The following is a 20,425-nucleotide window of genomic DNA, read 5'->3' as shown; positions in this document are numbered from 1 at the left end:
TCCTAGAGCCACCAGAGCGCAGCGGCCAGCAATGTCAGCACCAACACGCTGCTGACCAGGCGTGCGCTGCAGAAACCCAGCATGCGCTGGGCACCGCAATGCACGGCGGTCAGCCGCCCTGGCAGGCCGCGGCACTGGCGCACATGCTCGCCCAGAACCGACAACTCCATGGGCGAGGTGTCCGTGCTGTCGTTGCCACTGGCCGTGCTCCAGTGCGACGGAGTGAAAGCAGCGGCCATGGCTCAGCGCGATCCGACCACTTCGATTTCGACCCGGCGGTCCGGCTGCAGGCAGGCGATCAAACGCGCCGACGCCTGCGTGCCTCGGCAATCTGCCAGCAGCGTGATGGGCTTGCTTTCGCCATGCCCAGTGGCGGTGATCTTGCCCGCCGTCAGGCCACCGCTGCTCACCAGGTAAGCCTTGACGGCTTCGGCGCGCTGCTGCGAAAGGTTCTGGTTGTAGCGCTCGGTGCCCAGACGGTCGGTATAGCCCTCGACATTGATCTGCTCGAACGTGAGTCCGCGCGTCTGGGCGCTGAAGCCGTCAAGGGCACTGCGGCCTTCGGGGCGCACAACGGCGTTGTCGAAGCCGAACAGCGATTCGGCCGAGAAGCTGACGCGCTGGCGCTGCGGCGGCGCGGGCGGCGGGGGCGGCGGAGCCATCATCACCTGCAGTGCCGGCGGCGCGGGCGGCGGCATGACCATAGGCGGTTCGGCCTGGGCCATCACCGGCATGGGCGCAGGCGCCTCCGAGCGACGGGGCGCCGGACGCGGGCTGTCGAAAGGCATCACCAGGCCGACCGAGACCAGGTTGATGTTGCCGCGACCGCCAATCGCGTCATAGACGCGGTAGCGCTCGGCCTCGGCGCGTACCGACAGCGTCGAGGAGATCGCATAGTTCAGGCCCAGGCCGGCCTTGTAGCCCTTGCCGCGCGTCGTCGGGCTGGTGTTGATGGGCTGGGCAGAGCCGGAGCCTTCGAAGTGGTCGTTGGTGCGGCCATAGATGCCGCCCACCCGCGCCAGCGCCGAGAGGTTCTGGGTCAGCGGCACGCGCGCCACCAGGTCGGCATTGAAGCCCTGGGCGCGCAGGCTGCCGTTCAGGCGCCCGGGTGGCGTGACGTCGCCACCGAAGTTGAAGCGGCCGAGATTGAAATAGCCGCCTTCGATGGCCCACATGTCGCTCATCTGGTAGCCGAGCAAGGCCTTGTAGCCGGTGGCGGTGCGGTCGCGATCCAGGGTGGTGAGGCTCATACCCGCACCCATGCGGCTGCTGAGCAGGCGCGCTTCGTCAATGCGTGAGCGTGACTGGCCAACGGACAGGCCGCCATAGCCATAGCCGGCCTCCTGCGCCGTGGCGCTGAGCAGGGTCAAGGGGCCGAGGCCAGCCAGGGCCAGCAGGCGCAGCAGCTGGCGCTGCGAAGTACGGGGCGGGGCTGCGGCTGTGTGGTGGAACGATTTCATGAACAGTCCTTTGGGTCGGTTGTGAGCGTCGCGGTGTGCATGCATGACCTCACGCACCGAGTTGCCTTTATCGACGCCAAGGCCGCTGCGGGTCTGTGCGCTAGCGAACCCCCTTGCGCCAGCCGGTTCCCAGCAACTGGTCCCAGACGCCGGTGCTGACGCCGTAGCAGGCGGCCTCGCCCCCATGGTGGTGGGCATGCCAGCGTTGCCGGCGCAACTGCCAGGCCGGGCCTGGCCAATTTTTTGACAGACCCTGGTGAGCCAGGTGGTGAGCCAGGCCGTAGAACAGATAGCCCGCCAACACACCGGCCATCAACGGCAAGCTGGGCCACAAGCCCAGCAGCACCAGCAGCGGCAGGAATACCAGCCCTGCAAACAGCGGCAGGCTGAACAGCGTGGGCAGGCCGTAGAGCGCACGCGGCCGGGCGTGGTGCACCGCATGCAGGCGCTTGAACGGCTCGATGCCATGCAGGACAAAGCGATGCACCAGGTACTCGATCAGGCTCCAGAGGGCAAAGCCCGCCAGCAGCGCGGCCAGCCATCCGGCCGGATGCGGTGCCGCGTTCCACAGGCTCAGGCTGACCAGCAGCAAGACCAGCGAGCCGTACAGCACGAAGTCGGCGCGATAGGTGCCCGGGCTTTGTTCCATCGACAGCAGGTCCATGCATCATCCCTCGTTGAACAGCAGCACAAGCTAGGTGGAGCCTCACGAATGGTCTGTGCGCTAGCGCACCAATGATCTGGCCGCAACTGCCTATAGTCGGCCTGGCGCTTTCCGATGCCACGCTGTGGTGTCGCCAGCCCCGCTGTCGCGCGAAGCCGCCATGCCAGAACGAATACCCCCTTTGAACAACCATCTGCTGGCCGCCCTGCCAGAGGCCGAGTTGCAGCGCTGGCTGCCTCAGCTGGAATGGGTGGCACTGCCGCTGGGCCAGGTGCTTTACGAGTCGGGGCGCACGCTCAGCCACGTCTATTTCCCGACCTCGGCCATCGTGTCCCTGCTCTATGTGCTGGAAAACGGTGCCTCGGCCGAGATCGCCGTGGTCGGCAACGAGGGCCTGGTGGGCATCGCGCTGTTCATGGGCGGCGGCTCGACGCCCAGCCGCGCCGTGGTGCAAAGCGCCGGCGAGGGCTACCGACTGCGCGCCCAGGGCATGCGCGACGAGTTCGAGCGTGGCGGGCCGGTGATGCACCTGCTGCTGCGCTACACCCAGGCTCTGATCACGCAGATGGCCCAGACTGCCGTCTGCAACCGCCACCATTCGCTGGACCAGCAGCTCTGCCGCTGGCTGCTGCTGAGCCTGGACCGGCTGAAGGGCAACGAGCTGGTGATGACGCAGGAGCTGATCGCCAACATGCTGGGCGTGCGACGAGAAGGCGTGACCGAAAGCGCCTTGAAGCTGCAGGCAGCCGGACTGATCCGCTATGCGCGCGGCCACATCAGCGTGCTGGACCGGCCCGGCCTGGAGGCGCGCAGCTGCGAATGCTACGAGGTGGTGCGCAAGGAGTACGAACGTCTGCTGCCGGACCGGCCCGCGCGCTGACGCGAGCCATGCACTCTGTACGCTGGCAGACAGTCAGCAGAAGCACAGCCGTACAAGACTGGCGAATCACTGCCGGAGAGCCGCTTGTCCGAGCCCAGGAACGACCTGATTGCCCGCCTGCCCCGCCTGGACAGGGCGCGACTCCTTGCCGCCTGCCAGCCTGTGACCCTGGGCATGGGCGAGACTCTGTGGCAGCGCGGCGACATCACCAGCTACGCCTACTTCCCAGTGCGGGCCTATGTGTCGATGCTCACCAGGATCGATGCCCACCCGAGCCTGGAGGTGGGCCTGGTCGGCAATGAAGGCATGGTCGGCCTGCATCTGCTGCTGGGCATTCGGGCGGCCTTGCTCCAGGCCCTGGTGCAGGGCCCCGGACTGGCCTGGCGCATCGGCGCCGTTGCGTTCAAGCGGGAACTGTCCGTCAGCCCGCCTTTGCAACAGCTCTTGCAGCGCTACCTCTATGTGCGCCTGGCCCAGCAGGCCAATGCGGCCGGCTGCCTGCGCTTCCATATGATCGGCCCGCGCCTGGCGCGCTGGCTGCTGATGACGCAGGACCGCGCCCATTCCGACAGCTTCCAGATGACGCATGAGTTCCTGGCCAGCATGCTGGGTGTGCGCCGTGTCGGCGTCACGGCGGCGGCCGGGGCCATGCAGCGCGCCGGCCTGATCCGCTACCACCGTGGCGACATCCAGGTGCTGGACCGCCCAGGACTGGAAGCCGCCGCCTGCAGTTGCTACGCCAGCGAGCGCGCCTCGCTGGAGGACTTTCTCGATTAGCGCCTGGGTTCGCCAGCGCACCGATGCGCAGGCTCGCCCGGCCTATGGTGCTACTACACCACCGGAGTCCACCATGACCCACAGTCGCAGCCTGATGTACCGTTCACTGATGCTGGCCCTCTCCCTGCTGGCAAGCGGCGTTGTCCAGGCCCAGGGCCCGCCGCAGCGCGAACGAGAACGCGAGCGCGAGCGCGAAAACAACCAGCGCGAGCAGCAGCGGCAGCGCCGGGACCAGCGCAATCACCATGAACAGCGTGACTACCGCGACGAGCGCGGCGAGCGCGGCCAGCCACGCTGGCGCGATGGCCGTGGCGGCTGGGACTCGCGCGGCGCCGGCCCCGACCACAGCTTTCATCGCGGCGACCGCCTGCCCAGCTACTACCGCAGCCGAACTTTTGTGGTGGAAGACTGGCGCGGCCACCGCCTGAGCTCGCCGCCGCGCGGCTACCACTGGGTGCAGACCGGCAGCGACTACCTGCTGGTGGCAATCGCCACCGGCGTCATCCTGCAACTGATCCTCAGCCAGTGAACGCCATGCACGAGCGTTGTTGCCACGCTGAGGCATCCTCCCGTGCGTGCGCTGTCGCACAGACCGGGCATTTCACCTGCCGCAGGCTGCGGCCTCTCCCCCTGAAAAGGAGCGCAACGCCATGTCTATAAGCGTACTGCTGTTGATCGTGCTGATCCTGATGCTGGTCGGCGCCATGCCCACATGGCCGCACAGCCGCGGCTGGGGCTACCTGCCAAGCGGTGCGCTGGGCCTGATCGTGGTGGTGCTGGTCCTGATGCTCCTGGGCGGCCGGCTCTGAAGCCCGACCGATCTGATGACTTGTCGCAAGGAGACTCCATGCTGAGCTCAGCCCCTGCCCCAACTTCTGCTGCCACCCTCTCCAGATCCTGGCCAGGCAATGCGCAGCCACCCGCACAGCCGCTGGTACTGAAACCGCAGACTGCGCTGCCAGGACCGCAAGTTCGCCCGCCGCCAGCCGACTGGGAGCCGCTGATGGAGGCGGTCAAGACCCGGCTCCGGCTGCAGGCAGGGCAGCGCCCCCATACTGACGACCATGCCGAGGCTGTTCGCTATCTGCGCCAGCAGATGCTGACCTGCGCGGTGGCGCTGGATCAGCTGCAGAGCGGCCTGGCCGGACAACTGGCCGAACAGCGCCTGCTCGCTCAGCAGGCACTGCACAGCATGCAGCTGGAGCTGGAGCAGGCGCAGGCCGAGCTGGCCGGCACCCAGGCCGGCGAGCGGCGCGCCCGCCACATGGCACTGCACGACACCCTGACCGGCCTGCCCAACCGGCGCTATTTCCGTCAGCGCCTGGAGCTGGCACTGCGCCATGATGACGGCACGCCGCCGCCCGGAATGGCCGTGCTCTTCATGGACCTTGACGGCTTCAAGGCGATCAACGACAACCATGGCCACCAGATCGGCGACGAGCTGCTGCGCGTCGTGGCCTCGCGCCTGAGCCGCGTGGTGCGACAGGGGGACATGATCAGCCGCATCGGCGGCGACGAGTTCGCCTGCGTGCGCCTGGACGGGCACAGCCGTGGTCAGCTGATCCAGCTGGCGGTCAAGCTTCATGAGGTGGTGGCTGCACCGCTGACCCTGGGCATCTTGAAGCTCAGCATCAAGCCCAGCATTGGCATCTCGCTTTGTCCGGCCGATGGCCAGACGGTAACCGACCTGCTCAAGGCCGCCGACCTGGCGATGTACCACGCCAAGCAGCAACACAGCGGCCATGCCTTCTTTGACCAGAGCGCCGCGCGCTGATCAAGACGGCGGTGGTCGCCGCAACAGCGTCAGCAGGCCCTCGAGCAAGCCCTGCTGTGCGATGCCGCTCAGCAACTGGGGCAGAACGGCGGGCAGCAGCGTTGGCAGCAAGGCCATCAGCGGCCAACGCCAGGGCCTGGCCGCCACCAGGCAGCCGCCCAGCGCGGCAGCCCCCATCACCAGCAACCAGGGGTGTTTGCGGGCGATTGGTTGCAGCAAGGGCTCCAGCGCTTCATTGGCCCGGCCGGCGGCGCGCTGCAGCAGCAGGCTCTCCAGCGGCAGGCCCGGGGATTGCAAGGCGGCACGCATCTTCTGGCGCGAGAGTTCCAGCCGCACAACAGCGGCGCTGCTCATGGCGTGGCTCCTTTCGAGGGCGGGGCCAGCAACTCTTGCAGCAGCACCTCGTCGGCGCGCAGTTGCTGCCGCAGGCGCACAAAGCAGCGCGCCTGCGCCCTGCCCGCCTGCTGCCAGCAAGCCAACCCGGCGAGCAGGGGCAGTAAAGGCAAGGCCAGCAACAGCCAGGGCAAGGGCATCTGCGCCAACGGCAATGCGGCCGCAAGCAGGCACGCCGTGCCCGCGAGCAGCAAGGCCATCGCGAGGCACAGGCCAGCGAGCAGATGCCAGATCAACTGACGCCGCCAACCGGCCAGTGCCTCGCCCGACTCTTCGCCCAGCAGTTGCACATAGGCCTGGCCATGCTCGGCCAGCAACTGCGGGCGCGCCGCCAGCATCTGCAACCAGGCAGGCCACATGCTCATCAATCCCGGCGCGAACGCGACAGCAGGCCGATCACGGTGGCAAGGGCTGCACCGCTGGCAGCAGCGATCAACACGGCCTTGACCGGCTCGGCGCGGATGTAGCTGACCGTGCTGTCGGAGGCCTTGTGGGCCTGCTCGCGAATCGCCGCGCCACTGCGATGGACCAGCTCCTTGGCCTGCTCGGCCGCGCGGCTGAACAGCGGTTGGGCATCGACGGTGTTGCCGGGTTCTATCGTGACTTCAGCTTTCATGGGGTTTCCTTCGCAATGAAAAACAAGATGACTCGCAACGCCTTCGCTGCGATGGCCCCAGTCTCAGGCTCGCTGCCGTTGGCGACCATCGTCGTGACGGCCGCGCATTTGTCGGCCGACGCAGCGCCGCTGCGTAGGACAAGACCGACCTCAGGCCAGCGGCAGGCTGGCGCTGATCTGCGTGCCCTGGCCCGGCGCCGAATGGATCTCGAGGCTGCCGCCTTCGGCCTCGACACGGAAGCGCATGCCCGCCAGTCCATGGCTGGCGCTGCTGGCTGCGCAGGGCAGGAAGCCGCAGCCATCATCACGCACGCTCAGGTGCACCGGCTCGCCGGCCAGGGCCTGCAGCTTGATCCAGACCTGGCGCGCGCCGGCATGCTTGGCCACGTTGTTGAGCGCCTCCTGCACCAACCGGTACATGGTCAGCTCGGCGGCGGGCACCAGCTGGGTCGCCATCAGATCGCAATGGATCTGCAGGCCCGACTGCTCGCCGAACTCGCGCGCCAGGATGTCCAGCGTGATGGGCAGGCCCAGATGCGCGAGGGCCGAGGGGCGCAGGTCTTCGATGATGCGGCGCTTCAGGGCCACCACCGTGTCCAGCGTCTGCACCAGATGCGCAAGCCGCTCCAGCGCCTCGGGCGCCGTGTCGCCCAGGCGGGCGCGGATGCGGGCGGCGTCGAGCCTTGCCGAGGTCAGGAGCGCGCCGAGTTCATCGTGCAGGTCGCGCGCCAGCCGCGCGCGCTCGTCTTCGCGCACCGTCTGCATGTGGCGGGCCAGCTCGGTCAACTGCGCCGTTCGACGTGCCACCTCGGCTTCCAGGCGGGTGTTCTCAAGGACTTGCCGAATGCTCACACCAACTCCCGGATGCTGATTGGAGGCTGCCCATGATCAGGCTCGCCATCGTGGACGATCATGCGCTGGTTCGTGCCGGCCTGCGCCAGTATTTCAGCGAACAGGCCGACTTCGAGGTCGTGGCCGAAGCGGCCGACGGCCGTGCCGCGCTGGACATCGCGCGGCAGGGCGAAGTCGATGTACTGCTGCTGGACATCGCCATGCCGGTGCATGGCGGCGTCGATGCACTGGCCGCCATCCATGCGCGCATGCCAGGCCTGCCGGTGCTGATGCTCAGCGGCTTTTCCGACACCCACTACGCCACAGCCCTGCTGCGCCAGGGCGCCAGCGGCTACCTCAGCAAGGACTGCGAGCCCGAGGAAATCGTGCGCGCCATCCGCGTGCTGGCGCGCGGCCGCAAGTACATTTCGGCCGGCGTGGCCGAGCGTCTGGCCGAGGGCCTGGCTGAGGATGCAGCAGGCGATGCCCCACTGCACAGCCGTTTGTCCGAACGCGAGCTGCAGGTCTTCCTGCGCCTGGCGCGCGGCGAGACCGTGGGCCATGTCGCGCAGGGCATGTGCCTGAGCGCCAAGACCATCAGCACCTACCGCAGCCGCGTGATGGAAAAGCTCAACCTCACGAGCAACAGCGAGCTCACCTACTACGCGCTCAAGCAGGACTTGATTCGCTGACTTGACCGGCGGCCAGCTCGGCGCAGTAGTCCAGCAGCGCCTCGACCTCGCTCGACTTGTCGAACACCCGCACCGCGCCCAGGCTCAGACAATGGCGGCGCATGTCGGGGCTGACGAAATTGCTGAGCACCACGAGGACCGGACGCTGCGGGAGATTGCTGAGCGCGCGCAGGACCCCCAGGCCCGAGCCGCCGGCCAGGAAGAGATCGATCAGCACCAGGTCCACCGCATGGTCGGGCGCGGCCAGCCACTGCAGGGCCGACGCCTCGTCGCTGGCGCTGCCCAGCACCCGGACCGGCGCCAGCTCTTCGAGCGTTGCGATGAGGTGCTCGCGGATCACCGCGCTGTCTTCGATGAGATAGGTGTTGAGCGTTGGCATGGACGACATGTGGATGGCCAAAGCATGCCCGGACCCACGAGCAGCCGCCATCGGCAGCATGGCATTCGCCTTGTCAGCGCAGTCCTACAAGCCTCGTCCGGGTAGGACGCCACCTACCGGATATGGCGGCTCCGGCTGCTGTGCAGCGTGTGGCGCGACGGCCAGACTGACCGAGGTCTTTCGGAGAACCCTATGAACCCATCACTGAAGTACGCGCTGGCGCTTGCCGGCTTCGCCTTGGCCGGCCCTGCCCTGGCCCAGATCACATTCTTTGAACGCGGCGGCTTCGAGGGCCGCAGCTTCACCAACAACCAGGCCACGGTGCGCAACTTCGAGCGTGTCGGCTTCAATGACCGCAGCTCATCCGTGGTGGTGAGCGGTCGCGATCGCTGGGAAGTCTGCGAACACCAGAACTTCGAAGGGCAGTGCCGGGTCTTGATGCAGGGTCGCTACGCCTCGCTGGAAGCGCTGGGCATGAACAACAGCATCTCCTCGGTGCGGCGCATCGCCCGCAATGACCGCATCGACGACGACCGCTACGCACCGGCTCCGCTGGTGGTCAGCGACTACCGCCGCCGCGGCCAGGAGCGCACCTTCGAGGCCGAGGTGACCTCGGTACGCGCCGTGGTCGGACCGAACAACCAGCGCTGCTGGATCGAGCGCGAACAGGTGGCGCCGGAGCGCCGCGGCGCCAACGTGCCGGCAGCCCTGATGGGCGCGGTGGTGGGGGGCATCATCGGGCACCAGATCGGCGGTGGCACCGGCCGTGACATCGCCACCGTCGGCGGCGTGGTCGCCGGTGCGGCACTGGGCTCCAACATCGGCCGCAACGAACAGGGCCAGCAGGTGGCCAGCCAGAACGTGCAGCGCTGCAGCAGTGTGCGCGATCAGGCCCAACCCTCCTACTGGGACGTCAGCTATGTGTTCCGCGGCCGCTCGCACCGCGTGCAATTGACCCAGCCTCCGGGCGACACCGTCACCGTCAACCGCGACGGCGAGCCGCGCGCCTGAGCTTCACCCCTCCCTCCTCCCCACACCTCAAAAAGGCAAGACCATGACCATGCAACACCAAGTCCGCACCTCCCTGGTACTCAGCGCCCTGCTGACGCTTTGGGGCAGTGCCAGCGCCGCACCGATGACCAAGAGCGAGTTCGACAGCGCCAAGACCCGTATCGGCGCCGACTACAAATCCGACAAGGCCGCCTGCGACAGCCTGGCCATGAACGCCAAGGACATCTGCATCGAAGAAGCCAAGGGCAAGGAGAAGGTCGCCTACGCCGAGCTGGACTTCACGTTCAGCGGCAAGCCGGCCGATCACACCAAGGTGCTCGTGGCCAAGGCCGAGTCGGCCTATGCCGTAGCCAAGGAACGCTGCGACGACAAGGCTGGCAACGACAAGGACGTCTGCGTCAAGGAGGCCAAGGCGGCGGAAACCACCGCGCTGGCTGACGCCAAGGCAGGCAAGAAGATCAGCGAAGCGCGCAAGGACGCCGCCGCCGACAAGCGCGATGCCGAGTACAAGGTTGCCGCAGAAAAATGCGAAGCCCTGGCCGGCGAAGCCAAGGCCGCTTGCGTGAGCGCCGCCAAGAGCAAGTTCGGCAAAGCTTGAGATCTCACTGCCCGTTTCCACGATGAATCGGCCCGCCTTCCGCAAGGAGCGGCGGGCCGCTCTGTTCATGGTCCAAAAATTGACCCAACTCAATGCTCGCTCGCGCCCGCAGGGGGAGCATGGGCTCTGGTTTGCAAGGAGGCGCTCATGTACAGCAAGATCCTGGTGCCCATCGATGGCAGCCCCACTTCGGAGCTCGGTCTGGCCGAAGCGATCCGCCTGGCGCGCTTGTGCAATGCCAGGCTGCACCTCGTCCATGTGGTGGACATGCTCTCCTTCAACGCCTACCCGAACGCGGGCCTGGGCATCACGCCCGAAGTCTTTGACCTGCTGCACCAGGGCGGCGAGCAGATCCTGCTCAAGGCCCGCGCCGGGGTCGAGGCAGCCGGCCTGCCGGTGGAGACCCAGCTCGCCGAGGGCTTTGCCCAGCGGGTGGCCGATGTGGTGACCGATGCTGCCGTCAAGTGCGGCGCGCAACTGATCGTGCTGGGCACGCATGGGCGCCGCGGCGTGGGCCGCGCCTTGCTGGGCAGCGATGCCGAGATGATCGTGCGTCAGGCCCCGGTGCCGGTGCTCCTGCTGCGCTCTCCCTCGGCCTGAGGCCGGTCCACCCACAGTCGGTGGAACAGGGGCGAGGGGCAGGCCAGCTGGGCATTGCTGCGCTCAAAGCCCTGCTGCTCCAGCAGCGTGGGCGGTTGCTCCTGCGCGAGCAGTGAAACACCCAGACCCAGGCGATGCGCCTGCGGCTGCCAGCGCAAGCCCAGGGCCTCAGCCAGCGTGGGCAGCACGTCCAGATGGCTGAACGTGCGTTGACCTGCCGCAGGCAGCGACTCGGCGCGGCCCTGGCCATCAAAGCGGGCCAGCGAGTGGAACAGGCTGCGATTGCGCCACTGCTCGTCGGTGCCGTCAAACAGCAGCGGCGTGGGGCCGACGTGGTCGCCCATGATCCAGACCAGCTTGCGTCGGCCATCGGCCTGCGAGGCAAAGCGCTTGGCCAGCCGCGCGACCACATGGTCGGTGCAGGCCAGCGCGCGGGCCATCTGCTCGTCGGCCGAGAGCTCGCCGTCTTCGGACTGGCCGCAGCCCGGGTCCGCCGTGCCTGAGGGGCCGTGCGTGTTCACGGTCAGCAGCAAGGAGGCGCGCGGCCTGTCGCCATCGCGCGGCCGCTGCATGTCGGCCCAGGCCTCCTCGGCCAGCTCCGCGTCCAGCAGGCCCCAGCCTTCGCCGGGCACTTCCACGCCCTGACCATGCCACTGCTCGCGGCCGAAGCGGCGCGCCACCTGATGCTTGGACATGAACAAGCCCTTGCCAGCGAACTTCAGCGAGGCGCCACCGTAGAAGCTCAGCTCCCAGCCCTGGCGGGCGAGCACATCGGTGAGGCAGGCACCGCCATCGAAGAAGCGGGTCGAGTATTCCAGCGCATGGCGGCTCATCAGCCCCACCGGCTGCAAGGGCACGCCGCAGAGTGCGCTGAACAGGCCGCCCACCGTCCAGCTGGAGCCGCCCAGCGTGCGCATCGCGCCAAAGCGCTGGCCGCGTGCTCGCCAGTCGGCCAACTCGGTGAGGGCTGGGCCGTGAGCCAGGCGGGGCTCGGCATAGCGCTCATCCAGTGATTCGATGAAGACGATCAAGACGTCAGGCGCCGGGCCCGCCTGCTCGAACTGCTGGGCGCTCGGGTCCACATAGCGCTGCGCCATCGCATCGGCCTGAGCGTCATCGCAAGCGTCGTCCACCGTGGCACTGACCGAGAAGGCGGCGCCACCCAAGAGCAGCAGCCACAGGCCGCGCTGCAGCCGCAGCGAGATGCGGCGCAGGGCCCAGGTCGCCAACGCCGCGAGCAGCACGCTGCCGAACAGGTAGCGCAGGGCGCGCGAGATCATGCGCGGATCGGCATAGTCCAGCCCGCCGTACTGCAGATGAAAGACCACTTGGTCGAGCGTGACCGGCCCCAGGTATTTGCGCATGAAGGCGCAGGCGCTGACCAACAGGATCAGCAGAAAGATCAGAACGGGCGTGAGCCAGTGGCGCAACGCGGAGAATGCTTGGGGCACGGTGGGGAACAGGCACTGCCGAGAGGACGGAAGGGGCAGTGTGCGCAGCCGCTGTTGCCCGGCGGTGTGCCAAGGTTGCGCGCCAGGCGGCTTGGGTGAACAAAGGTAAGTTTGCGTTGCTGGGCACGCCCAGGCACCGGGCTGGGGCATCCGGGCGCCAGCCAGACTTCACCTTTCTTGACACAGCCGCTACGAGCCTGAGCCTTGGCGCGCAGACACTGGGCTCATCCTTCACCCGACTGGCTTCCCACATGCCCAAGCTGCGCCAACTCGCCCTGCTCCTCTCCTGCCTGCTCCTGGCCTCGGCCACCCAAGCCCAATTCCCTCCCGGTGGTGGCATGGGTGGCGGCGGTGGTGGCCGTGGCATGGGAGAAAAAGGCGAGCGCCGCCAGCCGCCGCCGCAAGCGGCCGACAACCGGCCCGTGCAGGCGCCCGAGCGGCTGCGCGTCTGGCATGAACGCCTCGTGCAGTTGCGCCCGACACTGGAGCTGCAAGCCCCGCAGGCCGAAGCCTGGGACGCGCTGCTGCGCGACCTGCGTGACCTGGCTGAATTGAACGAGCGCCGCCGCGACCGCAAGCCGCCGGTGTCAGCGCTCGTCGATGTGGACCGCGACCTGCGCCTGGAGCAGGAAGCACTCAGCGAACATGCGGCAGCCTATGCCGATGTGCGCCGCTTCCATCAGCGGCTGAAGGAGCTGCTGACCGAAGCGCAGTATCAGCTGGTGCTGGAGTCCTACAAGGCGAGCTTGCCGCCAATGCCGCCAGCGCGGCCCTGAGCAGCCGGCGAGCTGGCCTGCACGCGGCCGGATGAATCCAGCCACAGCAGCTGGCTGTTCAGGCCATCGGAGAAGCTGAGCTCAAAGCCCAGGACCTCGCCCTGCACCTGGACAGCCGCCTTGCCGCCGGCCAGACCAAAGCCCAGCACGCGGCGCCGCCCGTCGCTGCCCAGCTGGGTGATGCCGAGCTGCGGCCATTGCTGGGCATTCCATTGCATGCTCAAGTGCCCCCTGTCGATGGCAGCCTGCACCTGCGGCGCGGCCACTTGCTGTGCCCGGCGCTTGCCGGCCTCACCGGCCTCGCCCTGCGCATGCAGCACCTGGCCATCGCGGCTGATGCTGAGGCTGGCGATCGCACCGGGATGCGCAATGCTGAAGCTGAAATGGCGGATCTGCGGCGCATGCTCCAGTGCCTGGGCTTCGAATCGCCACTGCCGCCGTTCGCCGCTGGCCAGGTTCAGCGTCAGCGCGAACGGCCCGTCCGTGGGCAGATCGGCGATGCCGCTGTAGGCGCGCGGCGCGCCGAGCTTGGCACCCCTTGGGCCGATCTCGCCACTGACCAGCAGCAGCGCTTCGGGCTCGGCAGCAGCCGGCGCCGCACTGGCGATCTGAACGCCGGCCGCCGCCTTCGTGCTCGGCAGCGCGGTGCGCAGGCGCTGCTGGATGCGGCCGTAGTTGTAGTCGGAGAACCAGGCACCGCTGCAATAGCTCATCAGGTCGTGGTTGGCCAGGTCATTCGGATCGGTGAACAGCTTGGTGACGCTGTTGTAGCCCCAGACCATGCGGCTGCCTGCACCCATCTGCGCATTGGCATAGGGATAGAGCGGGTCCGGATTGGCCGGCTCGCCGCAGGGCGCATGTTGCAGGTTGAAGTTGTGGCCGAGCTCATGCTGCAAGGTGTCCAGCGCCGCTTCCGGGAAGGTGGGTCGGTCGTAGCCGACAGCCGCGCCACCGGGCCGATAGCCCAGGCCCACGGTACTGCCGATCACGTCCTGGCGCACGAAGCCGTAGTAATAGCTGCGGGCCGGCCGGCCTTCCAGCGTGCGCAGGTTGTTGACCTCAGTCAGCAGCTTGGACAGCGCATCGGTCCATTCTTCCTTCGCGGTGGGCTGCGCAGTCAGCGCGGTAGAGCGCAGCACGCCGCGGTTTTCCTGTGTCAGTCCCTGCACCGGTGAGCGGGCCCGGATGTAGTCGGGAATGCCTGCAGGAATCTGGGCCACGCTCTCGGCCACCTGCAGCGGAATGGCCACCAGGGTGATGGCAGGGCTGGGCGACACCATGGGTGCAATCTGCTGTGCCGGGGTCTGGCCCGGCAGGCTCACCACCAGGCGCACGCCGGGCTTGACCAGCTCGGCCGGCACGGTCGCGCTGTAGCTGTCCAGCAGGCTGACCGCGTCGGAGGCCACGGCAGGAATCGGCAGCAGCGGCGCCGCCAGCGCCAGCTCACGCAGCAGTTGCCCGCCCGCATCTTCGATGCGCAGCGTGCCGCTCGGTTTGCAGTGCATCGGCGCGGGTGCACGGGCATTGACCTTGACCAGCACCTCGCGCTCCTGCACCAGCTCCAGGGCCGCGTCCTTGCTGTCGAGCAGCATGACTTGCGCCAGCTCGACCGAGGCGATGCTCAGCTTGGATTCGTCAACCGCATTGACCTTCAGCGTCGCGGCTGTCGACTTGACCTGGCCGCCGCTATTGCTGACGGTCACGCTGTAGCGGGCGCCGTCGTCTGCCGTGCCGGCATTGATCTGCAGCGAGGCCTTGTTGGCGCCGGGGATGTCCTGATCATTGCGCTGCCACTGGTAGCTCAGCGGGCCGGTGCCGGACGCGATGACCGAGAAGTTGACGGCCTCGCAGCGCTGCGACTCGGCCGCGGCGGGCTGGGTCTGGATGCTGGGCGCAATCACGGTGATCGAGCTGCCATTGCTGCCGCCTCCACCTCCGCCGCCACAGGCGGCAAGCAGACTGGTAAGTGCAAGGGCGACGGCGCCCGGGAACGCGGTGCCGCGGAACTGTGACTTCATCTTCTTTCCTCCTGGGTGCTCCGGTCTGCGCCGGATCGCCTGAGTGTTTGACGGGAATCGGCGTTCACTTCCTGTTGAAGTCGCCTGCCGTGCTGATCACGAAGCCTTCCAGCTTCACCAGCTTTTTCCAGGCCGCATTGGCCTGCGCCACGGTCACGGCCTGGAGCCTGGTTTCGGTCATGCCGTCCTGGCTCAGCCAGTCCTTGCCGATCTCGGCAAACCAGTTCAGGGAGGTGGCCAGGCCGCCATCGCTGGAGCGGCCCTGGCGCCAGCCTTCCAGCAGGTCTTTCTTGGCCCGCGACAGCTCGCCTTCGGTGATGCCATCGCTTGTCAAACGGGCCAGCTCTTCCTGGATCACCGCCAGCATGCGCTCGCGGTTTTGCGGCGCAAAGGTGCCACCAATGCGCAAGGCCGCGTCGCGGCTGAAGTAGTCGGCCTGCAAGCCGGCGCCCACGCCATAGCTCAAGCCCTCCTGCTGGCGCACGCGATTGCTCAGGCGGCTTTCCATGCCACCACCGCCGAGCACATGCACGGCCAGCAGCATCGGCAGGTAGTCGGCGTCCTGGCTGCCGAGCTCGAAGCGCTGGCTCATCTGCAGCATCGCGCTGGTCTTGTCCTTGGCCTGCACATCGAAGCGCGCTGCGGGAATGACCGCCGGCTTCGTCACATGACGCACGAAGCGCTGCGCCTGCGGCTTCTTCCAGGCACCGAAGGCCTGCTCGATGGCAGCGTCCAGGCCCTCGGGCAAGGCACCCACCACGGCCACGCGGGCGTCATTGGCCGACCAGTAGTCGCGGTAGAACTTGCGCGCGTCGTCCAGCGTGGTGCGCTTCAGTTCGTCGATCTGCTCTTCCAGGCTGGGCACATAGTCAGGGTCGCCCGGCTTGGTGCCGCGCGCCTTGTTGACATGGCCTCGCGTGGCTTCGGAACGCAGGGTCTCCAGCTCCTGGCGCGAGGCATCGAGCCCAGCCAGGTTCTGCTTCCTGATGCGATCAAAGGCATCCGCCGGCAGCAGGGGCTGCTGCAGGACATCGGCAGCAATTCTCAGGACCGGCAAGAGCGTGTCACGCTCGGCGCTGATCGACACGGTCGCGCCCTGGTTGCCGCCACGGATCGAGAGGTTGGCCTTCAGCCGCACCAGCTCATCGCGCAGCTTCTGCTTGTCCCAGTTCGTGCTGCCTTCGTTCATCAGCTCGTCGATCATGTCGGTGCCCAGCGCCAAGGTGGTGGCACGGGGCTCACCCCAGCGCAGGCGCAACTGCAGCGTGACGGTGTTGCCGCGGGTCTGCTTGTTCAGGGTCGAGAGTTCGATGCCCGACGCGAGCGTGCGGCGCTGGCTGCGTGACTGCAGGTTCTGCACCGTCGGGTCGAAGCGCTCGCCCTCCTCGATCTTGGGCGGGCCTTGCAGCTGGGCCAGGCGCTCGTCGAGCGCCGGCGCGGCAGGAATGGCCACGCGCTCGACCTCGGTGGCAGGCAGGTAGCGGCCCACCGTGCGGTTGGCCGGGCGGAAGTAGGCCTTGCGGACGCGCTCGACGTCAGTGAGCGTGACCTTGGGCAGGTCTTCCATGATCTGGAACATCAGGCGCCAGTCGCCGGCGCCGAGCAGGGAGGAGATCTGCTGGATCAGCGCCTCCGGGCGCTTCATCTGCTCGCGATAGCCCAGCACCGCGATGTCGCGCACGCGCTTGAGTTCGGCTTCGTCAAAGGGCTTGCCGGTGCGGCCTTCCACCAGGTCCAGCAACTTCTGCTCGATCTTTGCAATGTCGCCATCGGGAGGCAGCACCGCCATGGCCTGCGTGCCGCCCGGCGCGTAGCCACCCAGGCCGAACAGGCCGGCGCCGACGGCCAGCTTGGTCTCGACCAGCTCCTTGTAGAGATGGCCGCTCGGCTGCATCGACATCAGGAGGCTCAAGACCATCACCGGCGCGGTGTCCGGGTGGGCGATGGCGGGCACATGGTAGTAGGCCACCACGGCCGGCTGGCCGCCCACGCGCCGCACCACCACGCTGCGCTCGCCGTCCTGCGGCGGCTCCACCGTGTAGGGCTGAGCAATCGCCTCTGCCGGCTTCACCAGCGGCCCGAAGGACCTGGCGATCAGTTGCAGCGTCTTCTCGGTATCGAAGCGGCCCGCCACCAGGAGCGTGGCGTTGTCGGGCCGGTAGTAGCGCTTGTAGAAGGCCTGCAGCTTCTCGATCGGCACGTTCTCGATATCGCTCTTCGGGCCGATGGTCGAATGGCCGTAGGCATGCCAGTCGTTGGCCACGGCCTGCACGCGCTGGGCCAGCACCTGCATGCCGTTGTTCTCGCCACGCTCGAACTCGTTGCGCACCACGCTCATTTCCGAATCGAGGTCGGCCTTGGCGATGAAGCTGTTGACCATGCGGTCGGCTTCGAGGTCGATGGCGAATGCCAGCGTCTCATCATTGGCATTGAAGGAGGCGAAATAGTTGGTACGGTCCACGGTGGTGGAACCATTGGTGCGCATCGCGCGCTTGGCAAATTCCGCGTCGATCTTCTTGTAGGTGGGCGTGCCCTTGAACACCAGGTGTTCGAGCAAATGGGCCATGCCATATTCGCCTTGCGATTCATGGCGGCTGCCGACGCGGTAGGTGATGTTCACCGTCGTGGTGCTCTGCGCCTCGTCGGGGAAGAGCAGGATCTGCAGGCCGCTCTGCAGTCGGTACTCGCGGATGCCGCCGAGTTCGCGCACGAAGGTGGGCGCGGCGGCGAGGGCTGCTGGCTTCGCAGCAGGCTGCACGGCCACAGCGGCGGGTCGTTCCTGCGCAGGCAGTTGGTTTGCACATCCGGCCAGCGCCAGCGCGGCAGCCAAGAGGCTGAGACGGAAGATCTTTTGGCTTGTTGTTCTCATCACGTGCCCTGTGCTCCGGTATAGACGGCCGCCATTGTGCGCCGCCCTCAGGGGCTCTTGAGCGCGCGTGCCGGCCATTGCGCCAGCAGCAAAAGGCTGGCCATCAGAATCATCGGCGCGGCAGCACCAAGAGCACTTGCCAGCAGCCCGAAGCCCATGGGCATGGCCACCGTGGCGCTGTTGACCGTCAGCATGCGCAGGCCCAGCGCCTGGCCATGCCGGTCAGCCGGCGTGACCTGGTGCAGCATCGACAAGACCATGGGCTGCACCGAGCCCAGTGCGATGCCCAGCACGGCGGAGCCGAACATCAGCCCGGCCGTGCCTGGCAACCACGCGTAAAGGCCCAGCATCAGCATCGCCAGCAGCATGGCGCTGCGCAAGGCCTTCAACTCATGCAGATGCACGGCCCAGCGCACGATGGCCAGCCGCACCAGCGTGGCCGCCACCGCAAAGCTGCCCAGCACCAGGCCGATGCTGGAAGCCGACAGCTCGCGCGCATGGCCGACCACGGGCACGACAAAGCTGTGCGAATCCCAGCTGGCCGACAGCGCGATATTGACCAGCAGCAGTCGGCGCAGCGCCGGCATGCGCAGCAGGTCCCACGCGGGCCTCACCTTCGTGCCGGCCAGGGGCGGTGCCGGCGGATGACGCGGCACGCGCTGGGCCAGGCCCCAAGCCAGCAAGGGCAGCAGCGCAGCCAGGGCGAAGGCAGCGCGGAAACTCACATGGTCGATCAGCAGGCCCGCCATCACCGGCGCAATGGCGTTGGACAAGGCTGGCCCCAGCGCCACCCAGCTGAACACCTTCTTCAGCTGGCTGGCGTCATCGGCCATCAGCCCGGCTTCCCGCTGGATGGCGACCGCCGCCACCGCAATCGCGCCGCCACTGGCCAGGCAGGACAGGCCCAGCGTCCAGATCGATTGCCAACTCACCGCGACCAGGGCGCCACCGAGTGCAAGCAGCACACCGACACCCACCGGACGATGGAAGCCATGCTTGTCTGACAAGCGCCCCGCCCACAGCGACAACAATATGGGCGCCACCGCGAACAGGCTCAGGAGGACGCCCACCGTCCATTCGCCGTAGCCCTGCTTGAGCACCCAGAGGCTGGAAGCAACGCGCGTCACCGCCATGCAGGCGTGGATCGCGATCAGCGTGACGATGACGGCGGGAAAGGCCTTGCGCAGATCTTTCGGCGGCGCGGCGTCGTGCATCGGATCAGGCCTCGTCGGCCTCGTCCGATGCATCGCCCAGGCCGAGGTTCAGCAGCTTCTGCGCCGCGTCCTCGGGCATGGCCTCGACCGTCTTGAGCTTGCGGCTCATCTGGCGCGTGCGGGTCTCGGCCAGCTCGATCGTGCTGCTGGCCTCGTCCAGCTTTTTCTTGGTCTTGGCCAGCACATCGCCGAACTTGCCGAACTCGGTCTTGACCGCACCCAGCACCTCCCAGACCTCGGCCGAACGCTTCTCCAGCGCCAGCGTGCGAAAGCCCATCTGCAGGCTGGTCAAGGTGGCGAGCAAGGTGGTCGGGCCCACCAGCATGACCTTGCATTCGCGCTGCAGGCTCTCGACCAGGCCGGGCCGGCGCAGCGCCTCGGCATAGAGGCCCTCGGTGGGCAGGAAGAGGATGGCGAAATCGGTGGTATGCGGCGGCGCGACATACTTGACGCGGATGCTGCGCGCCTCCAGCCGCAGCCGCGCCTCGATGGCCTTGGCCGCTGCTTCGGCAGCCGGCGCGTCGGCGCGGTCCTGCGCTTCCAGCAGCCGCTCGTAGTCTTCGCGCGGGAACTTGGCATCGATGGGCAGCCACAGTGGTTGGCCATCGTCGCGTTGGCCGGGCAGCTTGATCGCGAACTCGACCCGCTCATTGCTGCCCGGCACCGTGGCCACATTGGCGGCGTACTGCTCGGGCGTGAACACCTGCTCCAGCAGGCCGGCCAGTTGCACCTCGCCAAAGATGCCGCGCGTCTTCACATTGGTCAGCACCCGGTTCAGCGAACCCACGTCGCGCGCCAGGTTCTGCATTTCACCGAGGCCCTTGTGCACCTGCTCCAGGCGGTCTGCCACCTGCTTGAAGCTCTCGCCCAGGCGCTGCTCCAGCGTGGCGTGCAGCTTCTCGTCGACGGTGGCGCGCATCTGCTCGAGCTTCTTCTCGTTGTCCTGCTGGATCGCGCCGAGCCGCTGCTCCACCGACACCCGCACTTCGTTCAGGCGCTGCTCGTTGGTGGTGGACATGGCCTTGAGCTGCTCGCGCATCGCGTCCGAGAGCCTCTGCATCGCCTCGGTCACCGACTGCGCGCTGCGTGCCGCGGCCGCATCTTGCGCCTCGCGGGCAGCCAGGGCCTGAGCGGCCAGGCTCTGGTTCGTGCCCTGCAGGCCTTGCGACAGCACCTGCTGGAACTGGGCCAGGCCTTGCACCATCTCCTGGCGCGTCGAGCTGGCGCTGCGGCCGAGCTCGTCGCGCAGCTCGCGCTCCAGGCGCTCACTGCTTTGCTGCAGCGCCTGGGTCAGCGCCGGCGAGCCCTGCTCCTGCGCTTTCAAGCGGGTCCAGATCAGCACCAGGAGAAGGAGAACGATGGCCAGAAGGCCCAGCAGCATCAGGTCGATCAAGCTCATGGCGGCCATTGTGTCAGCAGGCG

The 20,425-nt window shown here is 67.6% G+C and carries 23 protein-coding genes; 10 read left to right on the top strand and 13 right to left on the bottom strand.

The window, feature by feature from the left end:
* Positions 1-2 precede the first annotated feature (2 nt).
* From ABT392_RS03135 to ABT392_RS03125, 3 genes are all read right to left on the bottom strand, one after another.
* Entirely contained in the window at positions 3-239 is a 237-nt protein-coding gene (locus tag ABT392_RS03135) for a hypothetical protein (protein ID WP_334278653.1), read from the bottom strand.
* Positions 240-242: 3 nt separating this feature from the next.
* Complete coding sequence (locus ABT392_RS03130; protein ID WP_464970902.1) at positions 243-1,460, bottom strand: OmpA family protein; 1,218 nt, start codon at positions 1,458-1,460, stop codon at positions 243-245.
* A 100-nt stretch (positions 1,461-1,560) separates the two neighbouring features.
* Complete coding sequence (locus ABT392_RS03125; protein WP_464970901.1) at positions 1,561-2,124, bottom strand: sterol desaturase family protein; 564 nt, start codon at positions 2,122-2,124, stop codon at positions 1,561-1,563.
* Positions 2,125-2,284: 160 nt separating this feature from the next.
* On the opposite strand from ABT392_RS03125, the gene ABT392_RS03120 reads away from it, so the two are divergent.
* From ABT392_RS03120 to ABT392_RS03100, 5 genes are all read left to right on the top strand, one after another.
* On the top strand, positions 2,285-3,004 hold the full coding sequence (locus ABT392_RS03120; protein WP_395386640.1) for a Crp/Fnr family transcriptional regulator: 720 nt from the start codon (positions 2,285-2,287) through the stop codon (positions 3,002-3,004).
* An 84-nt stretch (positions 3,005-3,088) separates the two neighbouring features.
* Positions 3,089-3,781: a Crp/Fnr family transcriptional regulator gene (locus ABT392_RS03115; RefSeq protein ID WP_395386641.1), complete on the top strand. Its 693-nt coding sequence runs from the start codon at positions 3,089-3,091 to the stop codon at positions 3,779-3,781.
* 73 nt (positions 3,782-3,854) lie between these two features.
* Positions 3,855-4,310 (top strand): RcnB family protein, encoded by a 456-nt coding sequence (locus ABT392_RS03110; protein ID WP_395386642.1) that lies wholly within the window; start codon positions 3,855-3,857, stop codon positions 4,308-4,310.
* Between the two features lie 121 nt (positions 4,311-4,431).
* Entirely contained in the window at positions 4,432-4,590 is a 159-nt protein-coding gene (locus ABT392_RS03105; RefSeq protein ID WP_334278645.1) for a DUF3309 family protein, read from the top strand.
* 194 nt (positions 4,591-4,784) lie between these two features.
* Complete coding sequence (locus tag ABT392_RS03100; RefSeq protein WP_395386643.1) at positions 4,785-5,555, top strand: diguanylate cyclase domain-containing protein; 771 nt, start codon at positions 4,785-4,787, stop codon at positions 5,553-5,555.
* Here ABT392_RS03100 and ABT392_RS03095 read toward each other — a convergent pair whose 3' ends face one another.
* The 4 genes from ABT392_RS03095 to ABT392_RS03080 all read right to left on the bottom strand — a co-directional run bounded on the left by ABT392_RS03095 (position 5,556) and on the right by ABT392_RS03080 (position 7,416).
* The gene (locus ABT392_RS03095) at positions 5,556-5,909 is read right to left on the bottom strand and encodes a hypothetical protein (RefSeq protein ID WP_334278642.1); all 354 of its coding nucleotides are present in this window, start codon (positions 5,907-5,909) and stop codon (positions 5,556-5,558) included.
* A complete protein-coding gene (locus tag ABT392_RS03090) occupies positions 5,906-6,313 on the bottom strand; it encodes a hypothetical protein (RefSeq protein ID WP_334278641.1) in 408 nt (135 codons plus the stop codon). Before ABT392_RS03090 ends, ABT392_RS03095 begins: the two co-directional genes overlap by 4 nt.
* Complete coding sequence (locus ABT392_RS03085; protein WP_334278640.1) at positions 6,313-6,564, bottom strand: hypothetical protein; 252 nt, start codon at positions 6,562-6,564, stop codon at positions 6,313-6,315. Before ABT392_RS03085 ends, ABT392_RS03090 begins: the two co-directional genes overlap by 1 nt.
* A gap of 150 nt (positions 6,565-6,714) precedes the next feature.
* Positions 6,715-7,416, bottom strand: coding sequence for a sensor histidine kinase (locus tag ABT392_RS03080; protein WP_395386644.1), 702 nt, complete (start codon positions 7,414-7,416; stop codon positions 6,715-6,717).
* A gap of 32 nt (positions 7,417-7,448) precedes the next feature.
* Here ABT392_RS03080 and ABT392_RS03075 point away from each other — a divergent pair, with 32 nt between their 5' ends.
* Complete coding sequence (locus ABT392_RS03075) at positions 7,449-8,087, top strand: response regulator (protein WP_395386645.1); 639 nt, start codon at positions 7,449-7,451, stop codon at positions 8,085-8,087.
* Here ABT392_RS03075 and ABT392_RS03070 read toward each other — a convergent pair.
* Positions 8,065-8,466: a response regulator gene (locus ABT392_RS03070; protein WP_334278637.1), complete on the bottom strand. Its 402-nt coding sequence runs from the start codon at positions 8,464-8,466 to the stop codon at positions 8,065-8,067. The genes ABT392_RS03075 and ABT392_RS03070 overlap by 23 nt on opposite strands.
* Before the next feature lie 192 nt (positions 8,467-8,658).
* Here ABT392_RS03070 and ABT392_RS03065 point away from each other — a divergent pair, with 192 nt between their 5' ends.
* The 3 genes from ABT392_RS03065 (at position 8,659) to ABT392_RS03055 (ending at position 10,675) form a co-directional block, all read left to right on the top strand.
* Positions 8,659-9,477 (top strand): beta/gamma crystallin-related protein, encoded by an 819-nt coding sequence (locus tag ABT392_RS03065; protein WP_395386646.1) that lies wholly within the window; start codon positions 8,659-8,661, stop codon positions 9,475-9,477.
* A 43-nt stretch (positions 9,478-9,520) separates the two neighbouring features.
* Complete coding sequence (locus ABT392_RS03060) at positions 9,521-10,075, top strand: hypothetical protein (RefSeq protein WP_334278635.1); 555 nt, start codon at positions 9,521-9,523, stop codon at positions 10,073-10,075.
* Between the two features lie 147 nt (positions 10,076-10,222).
* The gene (locus tag ABT392_RS03055; RefSeq protein WP_395386647.1) at positions 10,223-10,675 is read left to right on the top strand and encodes a universal stress protein; all 453 of its coding nucleotides are present in this window, start codon (positions 10,223-10,225) and stop codon (positions 10,673-10,675) included.
* On the opposite strand, the gene ABT392_RS03050 is transcribed toward ABT392_RS03055, so the two are convergent.
* Positions 10,630-12,126 (bottom strand): sulfatase-like hydrolase/transferase, encoded by a 1,497-nt coding sequence (locus tag ABT392_RS03050; RefSeq protein WP_395386648.1) that lies wholly within the window; start codon positions 12,124-12,126, stop codon positions 10,630-10,632. The genes ABT392_RS03055 and ABT392_RS03050 overlap by 46 nt on opposite strands.
* A gap of 251 nt (positions 12,127-12,377) precedes the next feature.
* Between ABT392_RS03050 and ABT392_RS03045 the strand changes: the two genes are divergently transcribed.
* Entirely contained in the window at positions 12,378-12,902 is a 525-nt protein-coding gene (locus tag ABT392_RS03045) for a hypothetical protein (protein WP_395386649.1), read from the top strand.
* Here the strand turns inward: ABT392_RS03045 and ABT392_RS03040 are convergent.
* The 4 genes from ABT392_RS03040 to ABT392_RS03025 all read right to left on the bottom strand — a co-directional run bounded on the left by ABT392_RS03040 (position 12,860) and on the right by ABT392_RS03025 (position 20,402).
* Complete coding sequence (locus tag ABT392_RS03040) at positions 12,860-14,920, bottom strand: M66 family metalloprotease (protein WP_395386650.1); 2,061 nt, start codon at positions 14,918-14,920, stop codon at positions 12,860-12,862. The genes ABT392_RS03045 and ABT392_RS03040 overlap by 43 nt on opposite strands.
* A 64-nt stretch (positions 14,921-14,984) precedes the next feature.
* Positions 14,985-17,789 carry a M16 family metallopeptidase gene (locus ABT392_RS03035; RefSeq protein WP_395386651.1) on the bottom strand — a complete coding sequence of 935 codons (2,805 nt, stop codon included), beginning with the start codon at positions 17,787-17,789 and terminating at the stop codon, positions 14,985-14,987.
* A 47-nt stretch (positions 17,790-17,836) separates the two neighbouring features.
* Positions 17,837-19,003 carry an MFS transporter gene (locus tag ABT392_RS03030; RefSeq protein WP_395386652.1) on the bottom strand — a complete coding sequence of 389 codons (1,167 nt, stop codon included), beginning with the start codon at positions 19,001-19,003 and terminating at the stop codon, positions 17,837-17,839.
* 4 nt (positions 19,004-19,007) lie between these two features.
* Positions 19,008-20,402, bottom strand: coding sequence for a DNA recombination protein RmuC (locus tag ABT392_RS03025; RefSeq protein ID WP_334278628.1), 1,395 nt, complete (start codon positions 20,400-20,402; stop codon positions 19,008-19,010).
* Between the last annotated feature and the right edge of the window lie 23 nt (positions 20,403-20,425).

The sequence above is a fragment of the Paucibacter sp. JuS9 genome, from assembly GCF_044043925.2.
GTDB lineage: Bacteria > Pseudomonadota > Gammaproteobacteria > Burkholderiales > Burkholderiaceae_C > JAUASW01.
This window is presented reverse-complemented; position numbering and strand designations above follow the sequence as displayed.

Excerpts from the sequence above, each read along its gene's own strand:
- ABT392_RS03135 (WP_334278653.1), bottom strand. The coding sequence starts at position 239 with ATGGCCGCTGCTTTCACTCCGTCGCACTGGAGCACGGCCAGTGGCAAC.
- ABT392_RS03105 (WP_334278645.1), top strand. The coding sequence starts at position 4,432 with ATGTCTATAAGCGTACTGCTGTTGATCGTGCTGATCCTGATGCTGGTC.
- ABT392_RS03090 (WP_334278641.1), bottom strand. The coding sequence starts at position 6,313 with ATGAGCATGTGGCCTGCCTGGTTGCAGATGCTGGCGGCGCGCCCGCAG.
- ABT392_RS03040 (WP_395386650.1), bottom strand. The coding sequence starts at position 14,920 with ATGAAGTCACAGTTCCGCGGCACCGCGTTCCCGGGCGCCGTCGCCCTT.
- ABT392_RS03045 (WP_395386649.1), top strand. The coding sequence starts at position 12,378 with ATGCCCAAGCTGCGCCAACTCGCCCTGCTCCTCTCCTGCCTGCTCCTG.
- ABT392_RS03035 (WP_395386651.1), bottom strand. The coding sequence starts at position 17,789 with ATGAGAACAACAAGCCAAAAGATCTTCCGTCTCAGCCTCTTGGCTGCC.
- ABT392_RS03130 (WP_464970902.1), bottom strand. The coding sequence starts at position 1,460 with ATGAAATCGTTCCACCACACAGCCGCAGCCCCGCCCCGTACTTCGCAG.
- ABT392_RS03055 (WP_395386647.1), top strand. The coding sequence starts at position 10,223 with ATGTACAGCAAGATCCTGGTGCCCATCGATGGCAGCCCCACTTCGGAG.
- ABT392_RS03070 (WP_334278637.1), bottom strand. The coding sequence starts at position 8,466 with ATGCCAACGCTCAACACCTATCTCATCGAAGACAGCGCGGTGATCCGC.
- ABT392_RS03125 (WP_464970901.1), bottom strand. The coding sequence starts at position 2,124 with ATGGACCTGCTGTCGATGGAACAAAGCCCGGGCACCTATCGCGCCGAC.
- ABT392_RS03065 (WP_395386646.1), top strand. The coding sequence starts at position 8,659 with ATGAACCCATCACTGAAGTACGCGCTGGCGCTTGCCGGCTTCGCCTTG.
- ABT392_RS03110 (WP_395386642.1), top strand. The coding sequence starts at position 3,855 with ATGACCCACAGTCGCAGCCTGATGTACCGTTCACTGATGCTGGCCCTC.
- ABT392_RS03030 (WP_395386652.1), bottom strand. The coding sequence starts at position 19,003 with ATGCACGACGCCGCGCCGCCGAAAGATCTGCGCAAGGCCTTTCCCGCC.
- ABT392_RS03095 (WP_334278642.1), bottom strand. The coding sequence starts at position 5,909 with ATGAGCAGCGCCGCTGTTGTGCGGCTGGAACTCTCGCGCCAGAAGATG.
- ABT392_RS03075 (WP_395386645.1), top strand. The coding sequence starts at position 7,449 with ATGATCAGGCTCGCCATCGTGGACGATCATGCGCTGGTTCGTGCCGGC.
- ABT392_RS03100 (WP_395386643.1), top strand. The coding sequence starts at position 4,785 with ATGGAGGCGGTCAAGACCCGGCTCCGGCTGCAGGCAGGGCAGCGCCCC.
- ABT392_RS03120 (WP_395386640.1), top strand. The coding sequence starts at position 2,285 with ATGCCAGAACGAATACCCCCTTTGAACAACCATCTGCTGGCCGCCCTG.
- ABT392_RS03025 (WP_334278628.1), bottom strand. The coding sequence starts at position 20,402 with ATGAGCTTGATCGACCTGATGCTGCTGGGCCTTCTGGCCATCGTTCTC.
- ABT392_RS03085 (WP_334278640.1), bottom strand. The coding sequence starts at position 6,564 with ATGAAAGCTGAAGTCACGATAGAACCCGGCAACACCGTCGATGCCCAA.
- ABT392_RS03060 (WP_334278635.1), top strand. The coding sequence starts at position 9,521 with ATGACCATGCAACACCAAGTCCGCACCTCCCTGGTACTCAGCGCCCTG.